Annotated in this window: 19 protein-coding genes, 1 tRNA gene and 1 pseudogene; 12 read left to right on the top strand and 9 right to left on the bottom strand. The window is 73.1% G+C overall.

The annotated features are described in order from the left end of the window. Nucleotides 1-5 precede the first annotated feature (5 nt). The gene (locus tag ACTWQH_RS01865) at nucleotides 6-461 is read right to left on the bottom strand and encodes an Lrp/AsnC family transcriptional regulator (protein WP_443284495.1); all 456 of its coding nucleotides are present in this window, start codon (nucleotides 459-461) and stop codon (nucleotides 6-8) included. 93 nt (nucleotides 462-554) lie between these two features. Here ACTWQH_RS01865 and ACTWQH_RS01860 point away from each other — a divergent pair, with 93 nt between their 5' ends. Continuing rightward, entirely contained in the window at nucleotides 555-1,010 is a 456-nt protein-coding gene (locus ACTWQH_RS01860) for a rhodanese-like domain-containing protein (RefSeq protein WP_443284494.1), read from the top strand. A gap of 76 nt (nucleotides 1,011-1,086) precedes the next feature. Next, nucleotides 1,087-2,529, top strand: coding sequence for an ATP-binding protein (locus ACTWQH_RS01855; protein ID WP_443284493.1), 1,443 nt, complete (start codon nucleotides 1,087-1,089; stop codon nucleotides 2,527-2,529). A 22-nt stretch (nucleotides 2,530-2,551) separates the two neighbouring features. On the opposite strand, the pseudogene ACTWQH_RS01850 reads toward ACTWQH_RS01855, so the two are convergent. From ACTWQH_RS01850 to ACTWQH_RS01830, 5 genes and pseudogenes are all read right to left on the bottom strand, one after another. Next, nucleotides 2,552-2,611: pseudogene (locus tag ACTWQH_RS01850) on the bottom strand (hypothetical protein); the annotation flags it as partial. Between the two features lie 49 nt (nucleotides 2,612-2,660). Beyond that, nucleotides 2,661-3,515 (bottom strand): carbohydrate ABC transporter permease, encoded by an 855-nt coding sequence (locus ACTWQH_RS01845; RefSeq protein WP_443284492.1) that lies wholly within the window; start codon nucleotides 3,513-3,515, stop codon nucleotides 2,661-2,663. Continuing rightward, complete coding sequence (locus ACTWQH_RS01840; RefSeq protein ID WP_443284491.1) at nucleotides 3,512-4,435, bottom strand: carbohydrate ABC transporter permease; 924 nt, start codon at nucleotides 4,433-4,435, stop codon at nucleotides 3,512-3,514. The genes ACTWQH_RS01845 and ACTWQH_RS01840 overlap by 4 nt, the downstream gene beginning before the upstream one ends. Beyond that, a complete protein-coding gene (locus tag ACTWQH_RS01835) occupies nucleotides 4,432-5,763 on the bottom strand; it encodes an extracellular solute-binding protein (protein ID WP_443284490.1) in 1,332 nt (443 codons plus the stop codon). Before ACTWQH_RS01835 ends, ACTWQH_RS01840 begins: the two co-directional genes overlap by 4 nt. A gap of 101 nt (nucleotides 5,764-5,864) precedes the next feature. Continuing rightward, nucleotides 5,865-7,466 (bottom strand): SLC13 family permease, encoded by a 1,602-nt coding sequence (locus ACTWQH_RS01830; protein WP_443284489.1) that lies wholly within the window; start codon nucleotides 7,464-7,466, stop codon nucleotides 5,865-5,867. A 175-nt stretch (nucleotides 7,467-7,641) separates the two neighbouring features. On the opposite strand from ACTWQH_RS01830, the gene ACTWQH_RS01825 reads away from it, so the two are divergent. Beyond that, nucleotides 7,642-8,730 (top strand): hypothetical protein, encoded by a 1,089-nt coding sequence (locus tag ACTWQH_RS01825; RefSeq protein WP_443284488.1) that lies wholly within the window; start codon nucleotides 7,642-7,644, stop codon nucleotides 8,728-8,730. Nucleotides 8,731-8,773: 43 nt separating this feature from the next. On the opposite strand, the gene ACTWQH_RS01820 is transcribed toward ACTWQH_RS01825, so the two are convergent. After that, the gene (locus ACTWQH_RS01820) at nucleotides 8,774-8,992 is read right to left on the bottom strand and encodes a hypothetical protein (protein WP_443284487.1); all 219 of its coding nucleotides are present in this window, start codon (nucleotides 8,990-8,992) and stop codon (nucleotides 8,774-8,776) included. 174 nt (nucleotides 8,993-9,166) lie between these two features. On the opposite strand from ACTWQH_RS01820, the gene ACTWQH_RS01815 reads away from it, so the two are divergent. Next, nucleotides 9,167-10,402 (top strand): pyridoxal phosphate-dependent aminotransferase, encoded by a 1,236-nt coding sequence (locus ACTWQH_RS01815; protein WP_443284486.1) that lies wholly within the window; start codon nucleotides 9,167-9,169, stop codon nucleotides 10,400-10,402. Here the strand turns inward: ACTWQH_RS01815 and ACTWQH_RS01810 are convergent. Continuing rightward, on the bottom strand, nucleotides 10,383-11,486 hold the full coding sequence (locus tag ACTWQH_RS01810) for a LacI family DNA-binding transcriptional regulator (RefSeq protein WP_443284485.1): 1,104 nt from the start codon (nucleotides 11,484-11,486) through the stop codon (nucleotides 10,383-10,385). The two genes, ACTWQH_RS01815 and ACTWQH_RS01810, sit on opposite strands and share 20 nt — an antisense overlap. 219 nt (nucleotides 11,487-11,705) lie before the next feature. Here ACTWQH_RS01810 and ACTWQH_RS01805 point away from each other — a divergent pair, with 219 nt between their 5' ends. The 5 genes from ACTWQH_RS01805 to ACTWQH_RS01785 all read left to right on the top strand — a co-directional run bounded on the left by ACTWQH_RS01805 (nucleotide 11,706) and on the right by ACTWQH_RS01785 (nucleotide 16,366). Further along, nucleotides 11,706-12,698, top strand: coding sequence for a glycoside hydrolase family 16 protein (locus tag ACTWQH_RS01805; protein WP_443284484.1), 993 nt, complete (start codon nucleotides 11,706-11,708; stop codon nucleotides 12,696-12,698). 64 nt (nucleotides 12,699-12,762) lie between these two features. Further along, a complete protein-coding gene (locus ACTWQH_RS01800; protein WP_443284483.1) occupies nucleotides 12,763-13,731 on the top strand; it encodes a hypothetical protein in 969 nt (322 codons plus the stop codon). A 36-nt stretch (nucleotides 13,732-13,767) separates the two neighbouring features. Then, nucleotides 13,768-15,210: a M28 family peptidase gene (locus ACTWQH_RS01795; protein WP_443284482.1), complete on the top strand. Its 1,443-nt coding sequence runs from the start codon at nucleotides 13,768-13,770 to the stop codon at nucleotides 15,208-15,210. Between the two features lie 78 nt (nucleotides 15,211-15,288). Further along, nucleotides 15,289-15,585 carry a type II toxin-antitoxin system VapB family antitoxin gene (locus ACTWQH_RS01790; protein WP_443284481.1) on the top strand — a complete coding sequence of 99 codons (297 nt, stop codon included), beginning with the start codon at nucleotides 15,289-15,291 and terminating at the stop codon, nucleotides 15,583-15,585. Between the two features lie 97 nt (nucleotides 15,586-15,682). Then, nucleotides 15,683-16,366: a LytR C-terminal domain-containing protein gene (locus ACTWQH_RS01785; protein ID WP_443284480.1), complete on the top strand. Its 684-nt coding sequence runs from the start codon at nucleotides 15,683-15,685 to the stop codon at nucleotides 16,364-16,366. A 26-nt stretch (nucleotides 16,367-16,392) separates the two neighbouring features. Here ACTWQH_RS01785 and upp read toward each other — a convergent pair whose 3' ends face one another. Beyond that, a complete protein-coding gene (gene upp / locus ACTWQH_RS01780; RefSeq protein WP_443284479.1) occupies nucleotides 16,393-17,025 on the bottom strand; it encodes a uracil phosphoribosyltransferase in 633 nt (210 codons plus the stop codon). Between the two features lie 264 nt (nucleotides 17,026-17,289). Between upp and ACTWQH_RS01775 the strand changes: the two genes are divergently transcribed. From ACTWQH_RS01775 to ACTWQH_RS01765, 3 genes are all read left to right on the top strand, one after another. Then, complete coding sequence (locus ACTWQH_RS01775) at nucleotides 17,290-17,820, top strand: tRNA adenosine deaminase-associated protein (protein WP_443284478.1); 531 nt, start codon at nucleotides 17,290-17,292, stop codon at nucleotides 17,818-17,820. A 58-nt stretch (nucleotides 17,821-17,878) separates the two neighbouring features. Further along, nucleotides 17,879-18,388, top strand: coding sequence for a tRNA adenosine(34) deaminase TadA (gene tadA, locus ACTWQH_RS01770; RefSeq protein WP_443284684.1), 510 nt, complete (start codon nucleotides 17,879-17,881; stop codon nucleotides 18,386-18,388). A 28-nt stretch (nucleotides 18,389-18,416) separates the two neighbouring features. Beyond that, nucleotides 18,417-18,503, top strand: a tRNA-Ser gene (locus ACTWQH_RS01765). The last annotated feature ends 74 nt before the right edge of the window (nucleotides 18,504-18,577 follow it).

Genomic DNA, 18,577 nt, shown 5'->3' with positions numbered 1-18,577 from the left:
TCACGTCACGTGATCGCGCGGCCGGGGAGCGGGCTGGAGTAGACGACGCTGGTGGTGACGGTGCCGAGGGTGGCGATGCGGCCCGTGGTGCGTTCGAGGTCGCGCATGGAGCGGGCCAGGACCTTGAGGACGAAGCAGTCCTCGCCGGTCACGTGGTGGGCCTCGATGATCTCGGGGGTGGTGTCGAGCAGGTCGTGGAACGGCTTGTAGTTGCCGGTGGGGTACGCGACGCGGACGAAGGCGAGGATGGTGAAGCCCAGGCGTTCGGGGTCGACGACGGCGGCGTAGCCGCTGATGACGCCGCTGGACTCCAGCCGCCGCACGCGCTCGGTGACGGCGCTGGGCGACATCGCGACCGCGCGGGCCAGCTCGGCGTAGCTCGCTCGGCCGTCGCGTTGCAGGGCCGCCAGGATGCGCATGTCCGTCTCGTCCAGGGTGGTGGATGGGCTATCCGTGGTCATGGGCGGAGAATGCCGTGGGATCGGCGGTGAGGCAAGCCGAACGCCGTGGATCGTGGGTTCGCGAGCTGCGGGCGGCGCCGTAGCGTTTTGGACATGATCGATGTCAACGCCAATGCCAGCGCCAACGCCAGCGCCGCCGCGTTCTTCGCCGCGCGGCTCGCCTTCCAGACGGACGTCTCCGACGTTCACGCCGCCCGCGAATCGGGTGCGCCCGGCTTCGTCCTGATCGACTCGCGCGGGGCGGAGGGCTGGGCGCAGGGGCACATCCCGGGTGCCGTCCACCTGCCCACCGCCGAGATCCCCGCCCGCGCGCCGGGGCTGCTGGACCAGGCGGTCCCGGTCGTCACGTACTGCTGGGGGCCCGGCTGCAACGGCGCCACCCGCGCCGCGCTCGCGCTGGCGCGGCTCGGCTACGAGGTGAGGGAGATGATCGGCGGCGTCGAGTACTGGGTGCGGGAGGGCTTCCCCGTGGAGACGGCGGCGGGGAGGGAGCGGCGGGCGGCCGACCCGCTGACGGCGCCGGTGGGAGGGGTTGGCTGCGCGTGCTGAGAGGGCGGCAATGCTAGCGCTGGCGGTAGTATCAAGGGCGATACTATCGCTGGCGTAACTAAGCGAGGGGTGCCGCGTGCATCGCTTCATCGGGCGGCAGCGCGAGCTGCGCGTGCTCCGGGATGTTCTCGACGAGGTCCGCTCGGCCACAGGGCCGCGGCCGGGCGGCAAGCCTGGCCAGTGCGTCCTCATCCGGGGACGCCGCCGGATCGGCAAGTCCAGCCTGGTGGAGGAGTTCCTCCGGCGTGCCGAGGTGCCCAGCGTCTTCTTCACCGCGGCGGGCCAGCCGGCGGAGGCGGAGCTGGCGGAACTGGTCGAAGCGGTGCGCGATTCGACGCTGCCGGACCGCGAGCTGTTCGTCGAGGAGGCCCCGCGGCAGTGGAACGCGGCGTTCAGGCTCCTGGCGGAGATCCTGCCCGACGACACCCCCAGCGTGGTGGTGATGGACGAGGTCCCGTACCTCATGAACCGCGTCGATGCCTTCGAAGGCATGCTGCAACGGGCCTGGGACCGTCAGCTCAGCCGCAAGCCGGTGCTGCTGCTGCTCATCGGCTCGGACCTGTCGATGATGGAGGCCCTCAACAGCTACGAGCGGCCCTTCCACCAGCGGGGGCGCGAGATAGTGGTGGGGCCGCTCAACCCGGCCGATATCGCCGACATGCTCGACCTCGCCCCCGCCACGGCGTTCGACGCGGCTCTCGTCACCGGCGGACTGCCGCTCGTCTGCCGGGAGTGGCGCGCCGGGGACGGCCTGTGGGACTTCCTCCGGGCATCGCTGGACAACCCGATCTCCGCTCTCCTCGTCTCGGCGGAACGCTCGCTGGCGGCGGAGTTCCCGCCGCGGGCGATGGGCTGGGAGGTGCTGCGGGCCATCGGCGCGGGAGAGCGCACGTTCAGCAACATCGCCCGTGCGGCGGGCGGCATCGCCCACACCACCCTCACCAGGGCGGCGGAGCTGCTGACGAGCAAGGGAGTGGTGGCCGCCGAACTGCCCGTCTCGCTGCGCCCCTCCAGGGAACGCCGCTACCGCATCGCCGATCCATACCTCCGCTTCTGGCTGGCGTTCCTCGAACCGCACATGGCGGAGATCGAGCGCATGCGCGGCGACCTGACCCTGACGCGGATCCAGGAACAGTGGACCAGTTGGCGGGGGCGGGCGGTCGAGCCGCTGATCCGCGATTCGCTGGCCCGCATCCTGCCCGACGGCGATCTGCCTGCGGCGCCAGTCGTCGGCGGTTACTGGACGCGCGGCAACGAGGTCGAGATCGACCTCGTCGGCGCGGATCGGCAGCCCGTCGTCAAGCGACTGCTGTTCCTGGGATCGATCAAGTGGCTGGAGGGCTCCCCGTTCGACGCGCACGACCTCGCGGCGCTCCACAAGCACCGGGCGGCGATCACGGACGACCCCGTGCCGCTGGTCGCGGTCTCCCGCAGTGGCGTCAAGTGCGCGGGCCTGACGGCGGTGTACGGACCGGAGGAGCTGATCGCCGCCTGGCACCGCGATGGAGGCGTTCGGTAGGTAGATGCGATCTACGAAGCCGGCTTCTACGTAGATCGCTTCTACGTAGATCGCTTCTACGTAGATCGCTTCTACGTAGTTCGCATCTACCAAAATCTTCAACTGAATCCGCTGCGCGGGCGGTCTACCGGCTACCCCTTCACCGCCCCGTCCGTCAGGCCCGACAGCACCGCCCGGCGGAAGACCAGGACCAGCAGCGCGATCGGCAGCGTGGCCGCCATCGCGGCGGCGAAGATCGTGCCGTAGGGGACCTGGTAGCGGTCGCCGAAGATCGCGATGCCGACCGGTATGGTCCGCAGGTTGTTCTCGCTGTTGAGCGTCAGCGCCATCAGGAACTCCGTCCAGCACGCCGTGAAGGTGAAGACCCCCGCCGTGAAGAGCGCCGGGCCCGCCTGCGGCAGGATCACCGAGAAGAGGGTGCGGTTGGCGGTCGCGCCGTCGATCGTGGCCTGTTCCTCCAGCTCGGTCGGTATGTCGAGGAGCGAGTTGCGCAGCATCCAGATCGCGAAGGGGAGGTGGAAGGCGACGTAGGGGACGATCAGGCCGGGGTAGGAGTTGAGCAGCCCCAGCTGGCGTTCGACCAGGTAGAGGGGGGTCACGACGGCGATCACCGGGAAGACGGAGATCATCAGCAGGCCGACCATGATGGGCGCGCGGCCGCGCATCGGCAGGCGGGCGAGGGCGTAGCCGGCGAAGAGGGCCAGGCCCAGCACGACGGCCGTCGAACTGACGCAGACGACGGCGCTGTTGAACAGGTAGCGGCCCATGTCGGCCGTGACGAGGGCGTCGTGGTAGTTGTCGAGCGTGGGGTCCTCGGGGATGACGGTCGGTGGGGAGGCGCCCGCCTCGACGGGCGTCTTGAAGGAGGTCAGCGCCATCCACAGCAGCGGCGCCGCCGTGATGACGACGAGGACGAGGCCGCCGAGCGTGACGGGGTTGACGTAGCGGCGTACGCCGGTGCGGCGCGTGCGGCGTGCCCAGCTCATGCCGCGCCCCCTTCCCCTTCCTCGACCTGGGAGCGGAAGAGTCTGAGGAAGAGCAGGCAGCAGCCGAGGACCAGCACGCCGGTGGTGGTGGCGATGGCCGCGCCCATGCCCATGTTGAGGTCCTGGAAAAGGGACTTGTAGCCCAGGATCGCGAGGGACTGGGTGGCGGTGCCCGGCCCGCCCTGGGTGAGGACGAAGGGGAGGTCGAAGATGCCGAACGCCTGGAGCACGCGGAAGAGGACGGCGACGGCGATGACGGGGCGGAGGGCGGGCACGACGATGCTGAAGAAGGTGCGCCACTCGCCCGCGCCGTCCACCTCGGCCGCCTCGTAGCGCTCGCGCGGGACGCGGACCAGGCCGGCCAGGACGATCACGGCCACGAACGGCGTCGTCTTCCAGATGTCGGCGACGGCCATGGCGGTGATCGCGGGCGCGGGCGTGCCGAGGATCACCGGCGGCTCGGCCTGGACGAGGCCGAACATCCAGGTGACGGCGCCGTAGGAGGCGTTGTAGAGGTAGCCCCACAGCTGCGCGGAGACGACCGTGATCATCGACCAGGGGATGAGCAGCAACGCCAGCAGCCAGCCGCGTCCGACCTCCAGGCGGTCCAGGAGGACGGCGACGGCGGTGCCGAGGGCCAGCTCGATCGCGACCGTGACGATGGTGTACCCGACGGTGAAGACCAGGGCGTCCAGCCAGGCCGGGGAGGTCAGCATGGTGGTGTAGTTGGAGATCGTCCAGTTCTCGATCTCCATGCCGTCGTAGGTGAGCCGCACCTGGGTGAAGCCCATGGCCACGGAGTAGGCGACGGGGAAGATGGTGACGGCGGCGACGACGATCAGCGCCGGGGCGGTGTAGTACCAGCCGGTGCGCGCCCGCCGTTCCCTGATGCTCGTCGGCTGACGGGTCGCGGCGTTCACAGCGATTTCCCTTCCAGGGCGTCCGCCATCTCGGAGCGGGCGGAGGCGAGCGCGTCGCGCGGCGAGGAGCCGCCGTTGAGCACCGTGTTGACGTGCGTGTAGACCGCCTTGCTGACCTGCGGGTAGCGCGGCGACTGGGAGGGCCGGGACACCAGGCCGACCTCGCTCGCCAGGGCCAGGGTCGGCGTGTCGGAGGCCCGCGCCTCCGCGCTGTCGCGCAGGGCGGCGAGGGCGGGCAGGTACGCCGACGTGCGCATCATCGTCGCCTGCGCCTCCTCCTCGGCGCAGAAGCGGGCGAAGGCGACGGCCGCGCCCAGGTTCTCCGAGTGCGGGTTGACGAGGTTGCACCAGCCGCCGAGGCAGCCGTGGCCGTCTCGCGGCTCGCCGTCGAAGCCGGGGCGGGGCGCGACGCCGACCCTGCCCCGCACCGGGGAGTCCTCGGCGTCGACCACGCCCCACACGTACGCCCAGTTGCGCAGGAAGAGCGCCTCGCCGCCGGTGAAGGCGTCCGTCGTGTCCTGCTCCCGGAAGGTGGAGGTGGCCGTGGGGATCACGCCGCGCGTCACCGCCTCGTCGAGGAAGGCCAGGGTGCGCTCCCCGGCCGGGCCGCCGAAGGTGACGCGGGTGCCGGACGGGTCGAGGAGGCTGCCGCCCGCGTCCGCCACGAACTCGGCGACGTTGCAGGTCAGCCCCTCGTACACGGCGCCCTGCATCGCCAGGCCGACCTCGGCGTCGCCCGCCCGGACGACGGTCTCGGCGGCGTCGGCCAGCTCCTCCCAGGTGCGTGGCACGTCCAGGGAGTGCTTGTCCAGCAGGTCCGTGCGGTAGTACAGGTACGCCTGGTCGGCGTAGAAGGGGAAGGCGTAGACCTGGTCCTGGAAGGAGATCGCCCGGATCACCGCCTCGGGGTAGCGGCGCCAGGTGCCCGGCGGCACGACGGAGCCGAGCGGCAGGGCGAGGGCGTTGTACGCGAACTGCGCGGGCCAGGCGATGTCGCCCATGTAGAGGTCGGGCGTCGCCGCGCCGCTGGCCACGATCGTGGAGATGGTGGTGCGGGTGATGTCGGTGTTGGCCGGGGCCTCGATCGTCTCGACGGAGATGTTCGGGTGGCGCCGGCGGAAGGCGTCGATGAGGGCGGGGCGCAGGTCGCCGCCGTCGTTGGTGGCCAGCCGGAAGGACCACCAGCTGAGCCGGATCGGGCCCTCGGGGACGGTGGCGGCCGCCGCCAGGTCGGGCGCGCCGCCCGCGCCGCACCCGGCGAGGGCCGGGGCGGCGAGGGCGGCGGCGGTGCCGGCGGCGCCTGCTCCGAGCAGGCGCCTGCGGGTCAACGGCAAGGGAACCTCCTGGTGGGGGAGCGGTCAGGCGGGTTGCCGTGCGGGTGCTGGCCTGCGGCGCGGGGCGTTCGGCGTGGGGCGTTCGGTGTGGGGCGTCAGCCGATGCCGACGATGTCGATCATCACAGGCAGGAAGAGGATGATCAGGATCGCGCCGATGATGTCGAAGCTGATGCCCGATCGGATCATCCGGGTGATGGGCACGAGCCCCGAGCCGTAGGCGATGGCGTTCTGCGGCGTGGACACCGGCAGCATGAAGCCGAAGGACGCCGCGAACGTCGCCGCGAGCCCCACCTGCACCGGATCGACATCCGCCGCCAGCGCGATCGGCAGGATGATCGGCACCACCACCGACGCCGAGGCCGTGTTGCTCGTGGTCTCGGAGACCAGCACGGCCAGCACGGCGGCGAACGCGGTGATGGCCAGCGCGTCGGTCAGGCCCAGCCAGTCGGACGCCGACTCGCCGATCGTCTCCGCCAGCCCGGTCGACTCCAGCAGCGAGCCGAAGATGATGCCGGTGCCGAAGAGGATGATCGTGCCCCAGTCGATGCGGGCGGCGTCGCTCCAGTTGAGCGTGGCCTGGCGGCGGCGCCAGTTCACCGGGAGGATGAAGAGCAGCGAGGCGCCGAGCACGGCGACCACGCCCTCGTCGAGGCGGTCGGAGACGGTCGCGTAGACCGAGGAGCCGGTCCCGGCGAAGAGCGCGACCACGCCGGGCGTGATCCACAGCGTGACGGTGACGCCGAAGGCGATCAGGGTGTTGATCTCCGCGCGCGACATGCGGCCCAGCGACGCGCGCTCCCCGCGCACGTACTCCTCGATGCCCTCCAGGTGGCGTATCTCGGGCCGGTTGACCAGCAGCAGGATCACCGCGAGCACCACGAACATCAGCGCGCAGAGCGGCAGCGCCATCGCCGTCCACTCCAGGAAGGAGATCCGTTCCTCGGTGGCCTTCTCGATCGCCTCACGGCCGATGAGGTTGGGAGGCGAGCCGATCGGCGTCAGCAGCCCGCCGACGCTCGCGCCGTACGCCAGCATCAGCACCAGCGCCGCGCCAAGACGCAGCCGCAGCGGGTCGAAGTCGGCCGCGACGACGCCGCGTTGCTGCATCAGCTTGGCCATCACCGCGAGCATTCCGAGCGCCGTCGGCAGCAGCATCGCGACCGTCGCGGTGTTGGAGACGAACGCCGACAGCACGCAGGTGATGCCGCCGAACGTCACGATGACGCGGGTGGTGGTGCGGCCCACGCCCGGCAGCGAGAGGATGCGGAAGGCGAAGCGGCGGGCGAGCCCGCTGGCCAGCATCGACTGGGCGAGGATGAACGCCCCGATGAAGGTGAAGATGGTGCTCGACCCGAAGGGCGCCAGCGCCTCGTCCGCCGGGACGACGCCGAGCACGACGACCGCGCCGACGCCGATCAAGCCGCCGACCGGGATCGGCACGGGCTCGGTGACCCACAGGACGATGACGCCGAGCAGCACGGCGGCCAACTGCTGCTCCTGCACGGCCATGTCGAGCGGGAGGAAGAGGAAGACGATGGTGACGAGCGGCGCCAGCCACAGGCCGGTGGTCTGGCGGGCCCTCTCGAAGCGCTCCTCGGCGGGCGACAGCTTCTGCTCGCCGAGGCTGCGGTAGGTCGCGTGGCCCAGCAGGGCCTTGTCAACGTCGGTTCGCTCGACGGGTCTCGCCTTGCTCAACTCGCCCGTCTTCTCAACCTGGCCTGACTGGTCTGACTGGTCTGACGTCATCGGCAGCCCCCTGGCTTGAAACAAACGTTCGCGGCGCGAATACAAAACGTCTGCCCCAGGCCGTGGGACGATGAACACACGATCACGACTGCGTTCAACGGGGGAACGGGGAACGGGGGATCGGATGACGACGCAGTTCATCTTCGAGGACAGGTCCTGGAATCCGCGGGTCGCCAACATCCGGCTGACGGAGAGCTGGCTGGAGATCGACTCCCGGAACATGCCGCTGAGCGAGCTCAACGCCGCCGCCATGGCCGACGCCTACCTGCGCGGCTTCTGGCTGGGCGGGGGCGGCTCCGAGCGCCACCTTTCGACGATTCCGGCGGACACGGGGGTGGTGCCGCTGATCCGGATCACGGGCTCGTCGAGGCCCGTGCGGACCCGGCGCGCCGCGGAGTTCGCCCAGCGGCTGGGCGAGCTGATGGTGAGGACGTGCGGCGGCCCGGAGGCGGTCGCGGCCCACGCGCAGCGCGCGGCGGCGGAGGGCGTGCCGCTGTGGATCACCCGGCGTTACGCACAGGGCCCGGCCGGGCCGGTCACCGTCACCGTGGATCGCCGCCTGGTGCGGGCCGACGTGTGGGGGCCGGGCGCGCCCGCCATCCGGCTGCGCGGGCCGTACGGGACCCAGGCCGGCCCGCGCACGTACCAGCGGCTGACGGTGACCGTCGGGGAGGCGCAGGCGCAGCTGGGCGTGGTGGACGTCGGGCGGAAGTCGCGGCGCTCCGTGGCGCTACAGACCGCGTACGACCGCTGGGAGCTGTGGCGGAGGGACCACGCCGCCTCCCGGCTGACGCGGAACGGGCACCCGGTCGCCGTGCTCGGCCGTCCCTCGGGCGCCGCGCGGTCGCAGCAGCTGGTGCTGCCGCTGGCGCACGTGTGGCATGAGAGCGACGACCCGCTCGACGCGGTGATGGCGCACTTCTTCGCGGTCTGCTTCGGGCTGGGCGACGGCACCGGCCGGGTGCGCTTCGGCAGGCGCCGCCAGCTGCCGGAGGTGGAGCTGGACATCACGGAGTTCGCCAGCACGTGGGAGCGGTCCTGGCACACCGGCCTCGGGCACGGCAGCTACGACTCCGGGCCCGGGGGCAGCGGCGACGGCTGGTCGGGCGACGGCGGCGGGGGTGACGGCGGCGGCTTCGGCGGCGGGGGTGACGGCGGTGGCGGTGGCGGGGGAGGCGACGGCGGTGGCGGTGGAGGTGGCGGGGGAGACTGATCCGCGCCTCGCCCCCGCGCCCGCCGTCGCCCCCGGCCGCCTGTCACAGCCCCTTGGTCAGCAGCAGCTCGCGGGCCAGCCGCGCGCCGCGCGCGGCGCGGTCGTCCTCCTCGGTGTGCACGACGGGTTCGGGCTCCAGCCCGTCGATCAGGGCGTGCACCGCCTGCACCAGGGCGTCGACCTGGCCCTCCAGCTGCGCGATCCGCTCATCCGTGGTGTGCCACTGCTCTCGCCGCTGTGCCTGCTCACGTGCCTCGGTCATCGTGGACCCCTCGCGTCTTTTGAGATGGTCTGCACCGATATGGCCAGCGTGACACCCCACGCCCGATCAGGCAACGGGCGCCCGCCCCGCTCCTGTGTGGGTGCGGGCAGTCGTTCCGCTGGGCGATGGGGGTGCTCCCAGGACGGCAGGCCACGGCACTGAGATGCTCGGCGCATGACGACGACCACCTCGCCCACCCTGGCCATGGACGAAAAGATCCGCGCCCGCCGCGCCGCAGGCGCCCGCGTCCTGCACCTCGGCTTCGGCGAGGCCGGCCTCCCCGTGCCCGAGGGCGTCGCCGCCCTGCTGGCCCAGGCGGCCCCGCTCAACGGCTACGGCCCCGTCGCCGGGACCGCGCGGGCACGCGAGGCCGCCGCCGGGTGGTTCGCGCGGCGCGGCCTGCCCACCCGCCCCGAGCAGGTCATCTTCGCGCCGGGCAGCAAGCCGCTGCTCTTCGCGCTGCTCACCGCCCTCCCCGGCGACCTGGCGCTGCCCCGCCCCGCCTGGGTGAGCTACGCCGCGCAGAGCGCCCTCGCGGGCAAGCGCACCATCCCCGTCCCCATCCCCGCCGAGGCCGGCGGCGTACCCGACCCCGAGCGCCTGACGGCCGCGCTGCGCGAGGCCCGCGCGGCCGGCGCCGAGCCCGGCGTCGTGATCCTCACCGTCCCGGACAACCCGACCGGCACCGTCGCCCGCGCCGAGCACGTGCGCGCGGTCTGCGCCATCGCCGAACGCGAGGGCCTGGCGTTGATCGCCGACGAGATCTACGCCGAGCTGGTGCACGACGGCACCGCCCCGCCCCGCGCCGCCGCCCACCTCCCGGACCGGACCGTGATCACGACCGGCCTGAGCAAGTCCCTGGCGCTGGGCGGCTGGCGCATCGGCTTCGCCCGCCTGCCCGAGGGCCCGTGGGGCGAACGCCTCACGGCACGCGTCACCGGCGTGGCCAGCGAGATCTGGTCCGCGCTCGCCGCCCCCATGCAGGCGGTCGCCGCCCACGTCCTCGACGACCCGCCGGAGATCCTGGCCCACATCGCGGCCTCCCGCGCCCTCCACGCCGCCCTCGCCCGCGCCGTCCACGCCGAGCTCACGGCAGCCGGGGCCGCCTGCCGCCCACCCGAGGCGGGCTTCTACCTCTACCCCGAGCTGACGGCGGCCGACGGCGGGGGCGCGGCCCTCGCCGCCGCGCTCCTGGAACGCCACGGCGTGGCCGTCCTCCCCGGCGCGGCGTTCGGCGACGACCCGGCCGCGCCACGGGTCCGGGTGGCGACCAGCCTGCTCTACGGCGAGACGGCGGAGCGGCGGCGCCGGGCCCTGAGCGCCCCCGACCCGCTCGCGCTGCCGTGGATCGCCGACGCCCTGGCCCACCTGCGCGAGGCCTTGGACGCCCTCACACCGACTTCCGGATGACGAGCTCGGGCGGGGTCACGATGGGCGCCAGCGGCTCTCCTCCCCCGGAGGCCCCGGAGGCCCCGGAGGCCCCGGAGGCCCCGGAGGGCCCGGACGCCGTGCCGGCGTCGGCCCGGCCCATGCGGCGCAGCAGCAGGCCCGCCATCAGCTCGCCCATCCGCCGCACGTCCTGCCGGACCGTCGTCAGCGGCGGATCGGCCCAGCCGGCCGGCTCCAGGTCGTCGTAGCCCACCACCGCCACGTCCTCGGGCACGCGCCGCCCCCGGGCGCGCAGGGTGCGCAGCGCGCCCGTCGCCATCAGGTCGTTTCCGGCGAAGACGGCGTCGAGGTCCGGCGAGCGGTCCAGCAGCTCCGCCATGGCGCGCTCCCCGCTCTCGGGCGTGAAGTCGCCGTGGGCCAGCAGCGCGGGGTCGGGGCTCTCGACGCCCAGCGCGTCGCAATACCCGGCCAGCCGGTCGGCCGCCGCGGTCTGGTCGAGCGGCCCGGTGATGACCGCGATGCGCCCCCGCCCCCGCGCCCGCAGGAACGCCACGGCCTGGCGGGCGCCGTCGCGGTTGTCGGTGTCGACGTACAGCAGCCCCTGCTCGTCCTGCCAGCCGGGCCATCCGGGCCGGCCGCCGAAGACGGTCGGCACCCCGGCCGCCTTGGCGAAGGCGGGCAGCGGGTCGGCGTCGTGGAGGGAGAACATCAGCGCGCCGTCCACGTGCCGGGCCGAGAGGTAGCGGGCGATGCGCGCGTAGTCGGACGGGCGCTCCACGAGCAGCAGCAGGAGCTGCGTGTCGTGCGTGGCGAGCTGCCGGCTGATGCCGCGCAGCTGCTGCGTGAAGAACGGGTCGTTGAACACCCGCGTCTCCGGCTCCGCGATCACCACGGCCACCGCGCCCGTGCGGCGGGTGACGAGGGCGCGCGCCGCCTTGTTGGGGACGTACCCCAGGGCGTCCACCGAGCGCTGGACCCGCTCGCGCAGCTCGGCACTCACGCCCGGAGTGCCGTTGACGACGCGCGAGACCGTGGCGCGGGACACGCCGGCGTGCGCCGCCACGGCCTCCAGGGTCGGCTGGTCGGTGGCAGGGGCTGGGTGCACGGTGCAAGTCCTCTTGTCTCCCGGATCGTTCCGGGGTCTTGACGGTACCGCCAGAGGGCGGGAAGGTGCAGGGGCACGGCGCTGAGAGCGCTCTCAGCAGCAGGGCTGAGAGCGCTCTCAGACTAAGGGATTCCGAGGCTCAGAGATTCTGAGATATTCAGAGATCGCCCCTCACCACCCCCACACACGACAGAGGGCTGCATCATGGACAAAGATGTCATGGGCATGAAACACCGCCACACGCGGCGCGGGCGGCGGCGCCCGCTGCCCGCCCTGGCGGCCGGGCTCGCCGCACTGGCCGCCTCGGCGGCCGTCGCGCTCCCGTCGGCGGGCGCCCAGGAGCCGGCGGAGGAGAGGGCCTCTCAGGCCTCTCAGGCCGCACGGGACGCGGGACCGGCCCCGCTCGCGGAGATCTGGCGCACCGACTTCGACGGCGCCGCCGGATCGCTGCCCTCCAGCGAGGACTGGATCATCGACACCGGCACCAGCTACCCGGGCGGCCCGGCCAACTGGGGCACCGGCGAGGTCCAGACGTACACCGACGACCCGGCCAACGTCCAGCTCGACGGCGAGGGCCACCTGCGGATCACCGCCCTGAAGGACGGCGAGACCTGGACCTCCGCCCGCATCGAGACCCAGCGCACCGACTTCGCCGCCCCGGCCGGCGGGCTGATGCGCATCGAGGCCGGCCTCCAGCTCCCCGACATCACCGGCGAGGCCGCGCTCGGCTACTGGCCGGCTTTCTGGACCCTCGGGGAGGCGTACCGCGGCAACTACCAGAACTGGCCCGGCATCGGCGAGTTCGACATCATGGAGAACGTCAACGGCGCCGACGAGACCTGGAACGTGCTGCACTGCGGGGTCAACCCCGGCGGCCCGTGCAACGAGAGCACCGGCCGGGGCGCGGGCACGCCGTGCACCGACTGCCGCACCGCCATCCACGACTACGCCGTCGAGCTCGACCGCACCGGCGAGACCGAGTACCTGCGCTGGTACCGCGACGGCCAGCTCACCCACACCGTCAGTTCCGCCGACGAGGGCATGGACGCGGCGACCTGGGAGAGCGCCACGCATCACGGCCACTTCATCCTGCTGAACCTCGCGATGGGCGGGGCCTTCCCGAACGGCGTCGCCGGCCAGTCCACACCGACGGCCGCCACCCAGCCCGGTGCCTCGCTGCTCGTGGACTACGTCTCGGTCTCGGTCTCCTAGGGACCCTTCGTCCGCAGGCGATAACCGGATGCGCCGGCGCGGCACGCCGGTCCAGGCTGGGGCAGTGACCACCGCACTGGACCGCGTGCTGCGCCAGGCCGGCGTTCCCGGCCTGCTCGAAACGCTGGCCGAGCACCTGCCGCCCACCGACCTCCAGACCCTGCTGCTCGAGGTCTACCGCCGCCGCGCCGCCGCCGTCTCCCCCGGCCGCCTGCTGGACGCCTACGCCCGCAACCGCTTCACCGCGCCCTCCGCGCTCGCCGCGCCGGGCGAGCTGGCTCGCCTTGAGGCGTTGATCCACGAGCGGCTGGCCGCCCACGGCGTCACCGGCGTGGCCCTCTCCCCGCTCAGCCCGCTCGGCACCAACGCGGCGGTGGCGACCGTGGACCAGAACAAGGTGGTCAGCACGGCCCGCAACACCGAGGTCGTCGCCGACGCCACCAACGTCCTCGCCCTCGAATGCGCCGTGCGCCGCCGCGCCGCCCCTCGCGGCGAGGTGGTGCGGCTCGGCGCCACGCACCGGGTGGTGCGCGCCCAGGCGTTCGACGGCCCGGCGATGGCGGCCCACTTCGCGCTGTTCGGGCTGTGCACGGCCGGGCGCGACGCCGGGTCGTTCCGCTTCGAGACGCGCGCGCTGACCGAGCAGCTCGCGCTCCACCTCGACCTGCTCGGGCGCGCCGCCGACCTCGGGCACCGGGCCACCGCCGTCCGCGTGAGCCTCACCGACCTCACCACCGAGGGCCGCCACCGCGCCGCGCTGCGGGAGCGCGTGCTCGATCCGCTCGCCGCCGCCCATCCGGGCGTCGCCTTCGGTTTCGACGACGAGCGGCCCCACGGACGCGGCTACTACGCAGGCGTCTGCTTCGAGATCCACGCCGCGACGCCGGCCGGGGACGAGATCACCCTGATCGACGGCGGCTTCACGACCTGGACCGCGTCCCTGCTGAGCAACGCCAAGGAGCGGCTGCTGATCAGCGGCCTCGGCACCGAGCGCCTGATCGCGGCATTCCGGGCGACACCGGCGGGCGGCTGAGGGGACCGGTGCGGGCGGTGCATTACCGTCCGTAGCATGATCGCATCGTTGCGTATTCATTCTCGCTGGCGGCTGCTGCTGGCCGCCGCGGCCGTGCTCCCCGCCCTGGCCGCCGCCACGCCCGCGCCCGACACCGACACCGCCGACGCCGATGCCTCGGGCGAGCTGCTGGCGGAGCGGCTCGCCCAGGCGACGACCCGCGAGGGCGTCGCGCAGCACCTCTCGGCGTTCCAGCGCATCGCCGACGCCAGCGACGGCACCCGCGCCGCGGGCACCCCCGGCCACGAACGGTCCGCGCGCTACGCCGGGCGGCTGCTGCGCGCGGCCGGGTACGAGGTCACCTATCAGCGGTTCACCTTCTCCTACCGCGAGACGCTCGCGGAGCGGCTGACCCGTTCGGACGGAACCGAGGTCCCCGTCAGAGTGATGACGTACTCGCCCAGCACGCCAGCCGACGGCCTGACGGCCGAGCTGGCGGCCGTGCCCGGCACCGGCTGCTCGCCGGACGCCTTCGACCCGGACGCCGTCGACGGCCGGATCGCGCTGGTCGAGCGCGGCGAGTGCACCTTCGCCGAGAAGCAGGCGGCGGCGGCCGAGGCGGGCGCGGTCGCGGCGTTGATCAGCAACGACGGGCCCGGCGCGCTGTCGGGCACCCTCGGCGACGCCGACGCCGGGGTCATCCCGACGGCCGGCGTCTCCCGCGAGGACGGCCGGGCGCTGGCGGAGGCGGGCGGCACCGTGCGGCTCCGCCTGGAGCAGCGCGCCGAGGACCGCGACACCGTCAACGTCCTCGCCACCACGCCCGGCGGCGACCGGGACACGGTGGTGATGGCCGGCGCGCACCTCGACTCGGTCGCCGAGGGCCCCGGCATCAACGACAACGCCTCCGGCGCCGCCGCGCTGCTGGAGACGGCGCTGCGCCTCGCCGCAGAGGACGGCGAGGGCGGCGAGGGCGGCGAGGGGCACCCGAACGCCGTGCGCTTCGCGCTCTGGTCGGCCGAGGAGTCCGGGCTGCTGGGCTCGGAGCACTACGTCGCCGGGCTGACCGGGCGGCAGCGCGAGAACATCGCGCTCTACCTCAACCTCGACATGATCGGCTCCCCCAACCCCGGGTGGTTCGTCTACGACGGCGACGCCGCCGAGAGCGAGGCGCCCGGATCGGCCCGCATCGAGCGCGAGCTGGCCGGCTTCCTCGGCTCGCGCGGGCACGCCACCCGCCCCGCGGAGCTCGACGGGCGCAGCGACTACGCCCCCTTCCTCGACGCCGGGATCCCGGTCGGCGGCGTCTTCAGCGGTGCCGAGGGCGTGATGACCGAGACCGAGGCCAGTCTGTGGGACGGCAGGGCGGGCGAGGCGTACGACCCCTGCTACCACGCCGCATGCGACGACCTGGACAACATCAGCCGCACCGCCCTCACGAGCAACGCGAAGGCGATCGCGCACACCATCGGGGCGTACGCGTGGCACGCGCCGAGCTGAGCGCCGTGACGATCTGTCCGGCCTTCCGGTCGCCGCACGAGGCTGCGGACGGAGGGGCCCGCCCGGTAGGCTCTCCGTGTGATCTTCAAGCGCATCGGAAACGGACGACCGTACCCTGACCACGGCCGGGACAACACCCGGCAGTGGGCAGACGTCGCGCCGCGCCCCGTGCGCCTGGACCAGCTGATCACCACCAAGGGGCAGCTCGACCTGGAGACCCTGCTGGCCGAGGACTCCACCTTCTACGGCGACCTCTTCGCCCACGTCGTGAAGTGGCAGGGGGACTTGTATCTGGAGGACGGGCTGCACCGCGCGGTGCGGGCCGCGCTCCAGCAGCGGCAGGTGCTGCACGCCCGGGTGCTGGAGCTGGACTGAGCGGCGGGCGCGGCGGCGTTGCCCCGTTCGGGGCGAGCGCGGCATTTCAGCTGATCATTCGGTAGGCACTCGGCATGGCGCTGGCTACGCTGCGCCCATGAGCATGCTGACGCCGCCGGGGATGCGAGGCCGGAAGTACCGCATCACGGGCAACCGCTACCCGAGGATGCGGCCCCGCCCTCGCCGCCGCAGGAACCTTCTCCTCGTCGTCGCGGCCGCCGCCCTGGTCGGCCTGCTGAGCTACGGGACGCTGCAACTCGTCGGCGTGTTCACCGCCGAGGACGACGAGGGCACCGGCCCGGCGAGCGCCGAGGCGGGCGCCTCCCGGCCCGGCGCCTGCGGCCCGCCCGCCGAGGACCCCGACCGGCCCGACCTCCCGGCCGTCCTCCCCGAGCCCGAGACCATCACCGTCAACGTCTACAACGCCACCACCCGCACGGGCCTCGCCCAGAACACCGCCGACGCGCTGGCCCTGCGCGGCTTCACCATCGGCGAGGTGGCCAACGCCCCCGCCCGGCTCGACGGGAAGGTCGAGGAGCCCGGCTTGCTGCTGGCCACCACGCGCGCGGCCGAGTCCGGCGCCGTCGCCGTCGTCGGCACCCACCTGAAGGGCGCCGAGACCGGCGAGCCCAAGCCCAGCGGCGGCCGGGCCGAGGTCGACCTCGTCCTCGGCACGGGCTTCACGGAGCTGCTCAGCCCCCGCGACGCGGCCCGCGAGCTGGAGGCGCTCGCCAGCCCCAGCCCCGCCCCAGACCAGCAGCGCGGCGAGGCCGACTGCTAGGCCCTGTCCGGGTGATCCTGGGCCCCCTACACCGTCCCGTACATCCGGTCGCCCGCGTCGCCGAGGCCGGGCACGATGAAACCCCGCTCGTTCAGCCCCTCGTCCAGCGCGCCGGTCACCACCGTCACCGGCGACCCCGCCAGCTCGCTCTCCAGCCGCTCGACCCCCTCCGGCGCCGCCAGCAGGCAGATGGCCGTGACGTCCTCGGCGCCCCGCCGTATCAGCTCCTTGACGGCGGCCACCAGCGTCCCGCCGGTCGCCAGCATGGGATCCAGCACGTAGACCTGCCGGCCGGCGAGCGTCTCCGGCATGCGGTTGGCGTACGTGGAGGCCTCGAGGGTGGCCTCGTCGCGGATCATGCCGAGGAAGCCGACCTCTGCCGTGGGCAGAAGGCGGGTCATGCCGTCCAGCATCCCGAGCCCGGCCCGTATGATCGGCACGACCAGCGGACGGGGATGCGAGAGTCGAACACCCGTCGTGGCCGCCACCGGTGTTGTGATGTCGACCAGTTCGGTGCGGACGTCGCGAGTCGCCTCGTACGCCAGCAAGGTGACCAGCTCGTCGGCGAGCCGCCGGAAGGTCGGTGAGTCGGTGCGCGCGTCGCGCAGCGTGGTCAGCTTGTGCGCCACCAGCGGGTGGTCGACGACGTGGGTCCGCATGGATTCGACAGTATCGAACACCACTGACACCGGAGGCCGCCGGTGGGGGAGTTATCACGGTGGACATGGGCGTGGTGGGTGTGGAGAGTGGTCCCGTGAGGGACGAGCACAACGTGGAGGGATGTGGAGGTGCCGCGCCCGCGCCGCCGGGAAGAGAACACGCGGACATTCCGTTGGTGAAGTGCCAGTGCCGAGTTACCCGACAGCACACTTCTTTTCTGCCACGATGCAGGTGGCACGCCGAACCGAGTGGGGAGAGACACGGTGTATTTCACCGCACTGCTCGCGCGGACCGATGAAGGTTGGGAAGCGAGCGATACGGAGCTCGATGACGTGGAAAGTCTCGACGAGCTGGCCGAGTTGGCCCGCGAGACGTCTCCCGATGACGAGACGGTTCTCGTCTGCATCGAGCAGGAGGGATCCTGGTTCGGCATCGTCCGGGTGGACGGCGAGGACGACCCTCGGGTGTTCGTCTCCGACGCCGCACGGGCGATGCGCAGCGCCTACGGGGAGATCCTGCTGACCGACGAGCTGCTGGGCCGCGAGCCGGAGGACCCGGGCGCACTGGACCAGCTCGTGGACCTCGACGGCACCGAGGACGGGCCGGGCGAGGACGACGCGGACGACGACGATCAGCTGGCGTCCGAGGTGCCGCGCGGCCCGCTGGGCGACTCCCAGCTGCTGGCCGACCTCGGCATCGACGCGGACACGGTGCTGAAGCTCGCGCCGGACGACGCCCTCAGCGAGATCGCCGACGCCCTGGGCTGCTCCGAGGTGCTGGAGGCCGTGCGGTGACGTGCGCGGCGTCGCGCTCGCGGCCGGGCCGCCCGGGGCCGCCCTCGGGGTGCCGGGCGTGACCGAGCCGCCGCGCGACCTGCCGCGCGCCCCGTCGCCTGACCCGCTGCGCGATCCGTGGCGCCCGGCGATGCGGCGCGCCCTCGCCGAGGCGGAGGCCGCCCGTGCCACGGGCGACGTCCCCGTCGGCGCGGTGGTGCTCGGCCCCGGCGGCCCCGGCGGCGTGCTGCTCGGTCACGGACGCAACGAGCGCGAGGCGAGGGGCGACCCCACCGCCCACGCCGAGGTGCAGGCGTTGCGCGAGGCGGCCAAGCAGCTGGGGAACTGGCGGCTGGAGGGCTGCACCCTCGTCGTCACCCTGGAGCCGTGCACCATGTGCGCGGGCGCGAGCGTCCTGGCCCGCGTCGACCGCGTGGTCTACGGCGCGGTCGACGAGAAGGCGGGCGCCGCCGGCTCCCTGTGGGACGTGCTGCGCGACCGCCGCCTCAACCACCGGCCCGAGGTCGTCGGGGGCGTGCTGGCCGAGGAGTCCGGCCGGCTGCTGACCGACTTCTTCCGTGCCCGCTGAGCCCCGGCCGGCTGCTAGGCTTTGCCCCGGTAGCGTGTCCGAGCGGCCTAAGGAGCTCGCCTCGAAAGCGAGTGTGGGGGCAACTCCACCGAGGGTTCAAATCCCTCCGCTACCGCGTCAGAAGGGGCGGACCCACTCGGGTCCGCCCCTTCTCGTCCGTCCGCGGCCAGCGAGGTGTGCGAGGTGAGC

The sequence above is a fragment of the Streptomyces sp. 6N223 genome (assembly GCF_052246635.1).
Taxonomy (GTDB): domain Bacteria; phylum Actinomycetota; class Actinomycetes; order Streptomycetales; family Streptomycetaceae; genus Streptomyces.
Note: the sequence above shows the minus strand (reverse complement) of the source record. Positions and strands in the feature narration are given on the sequence as shown.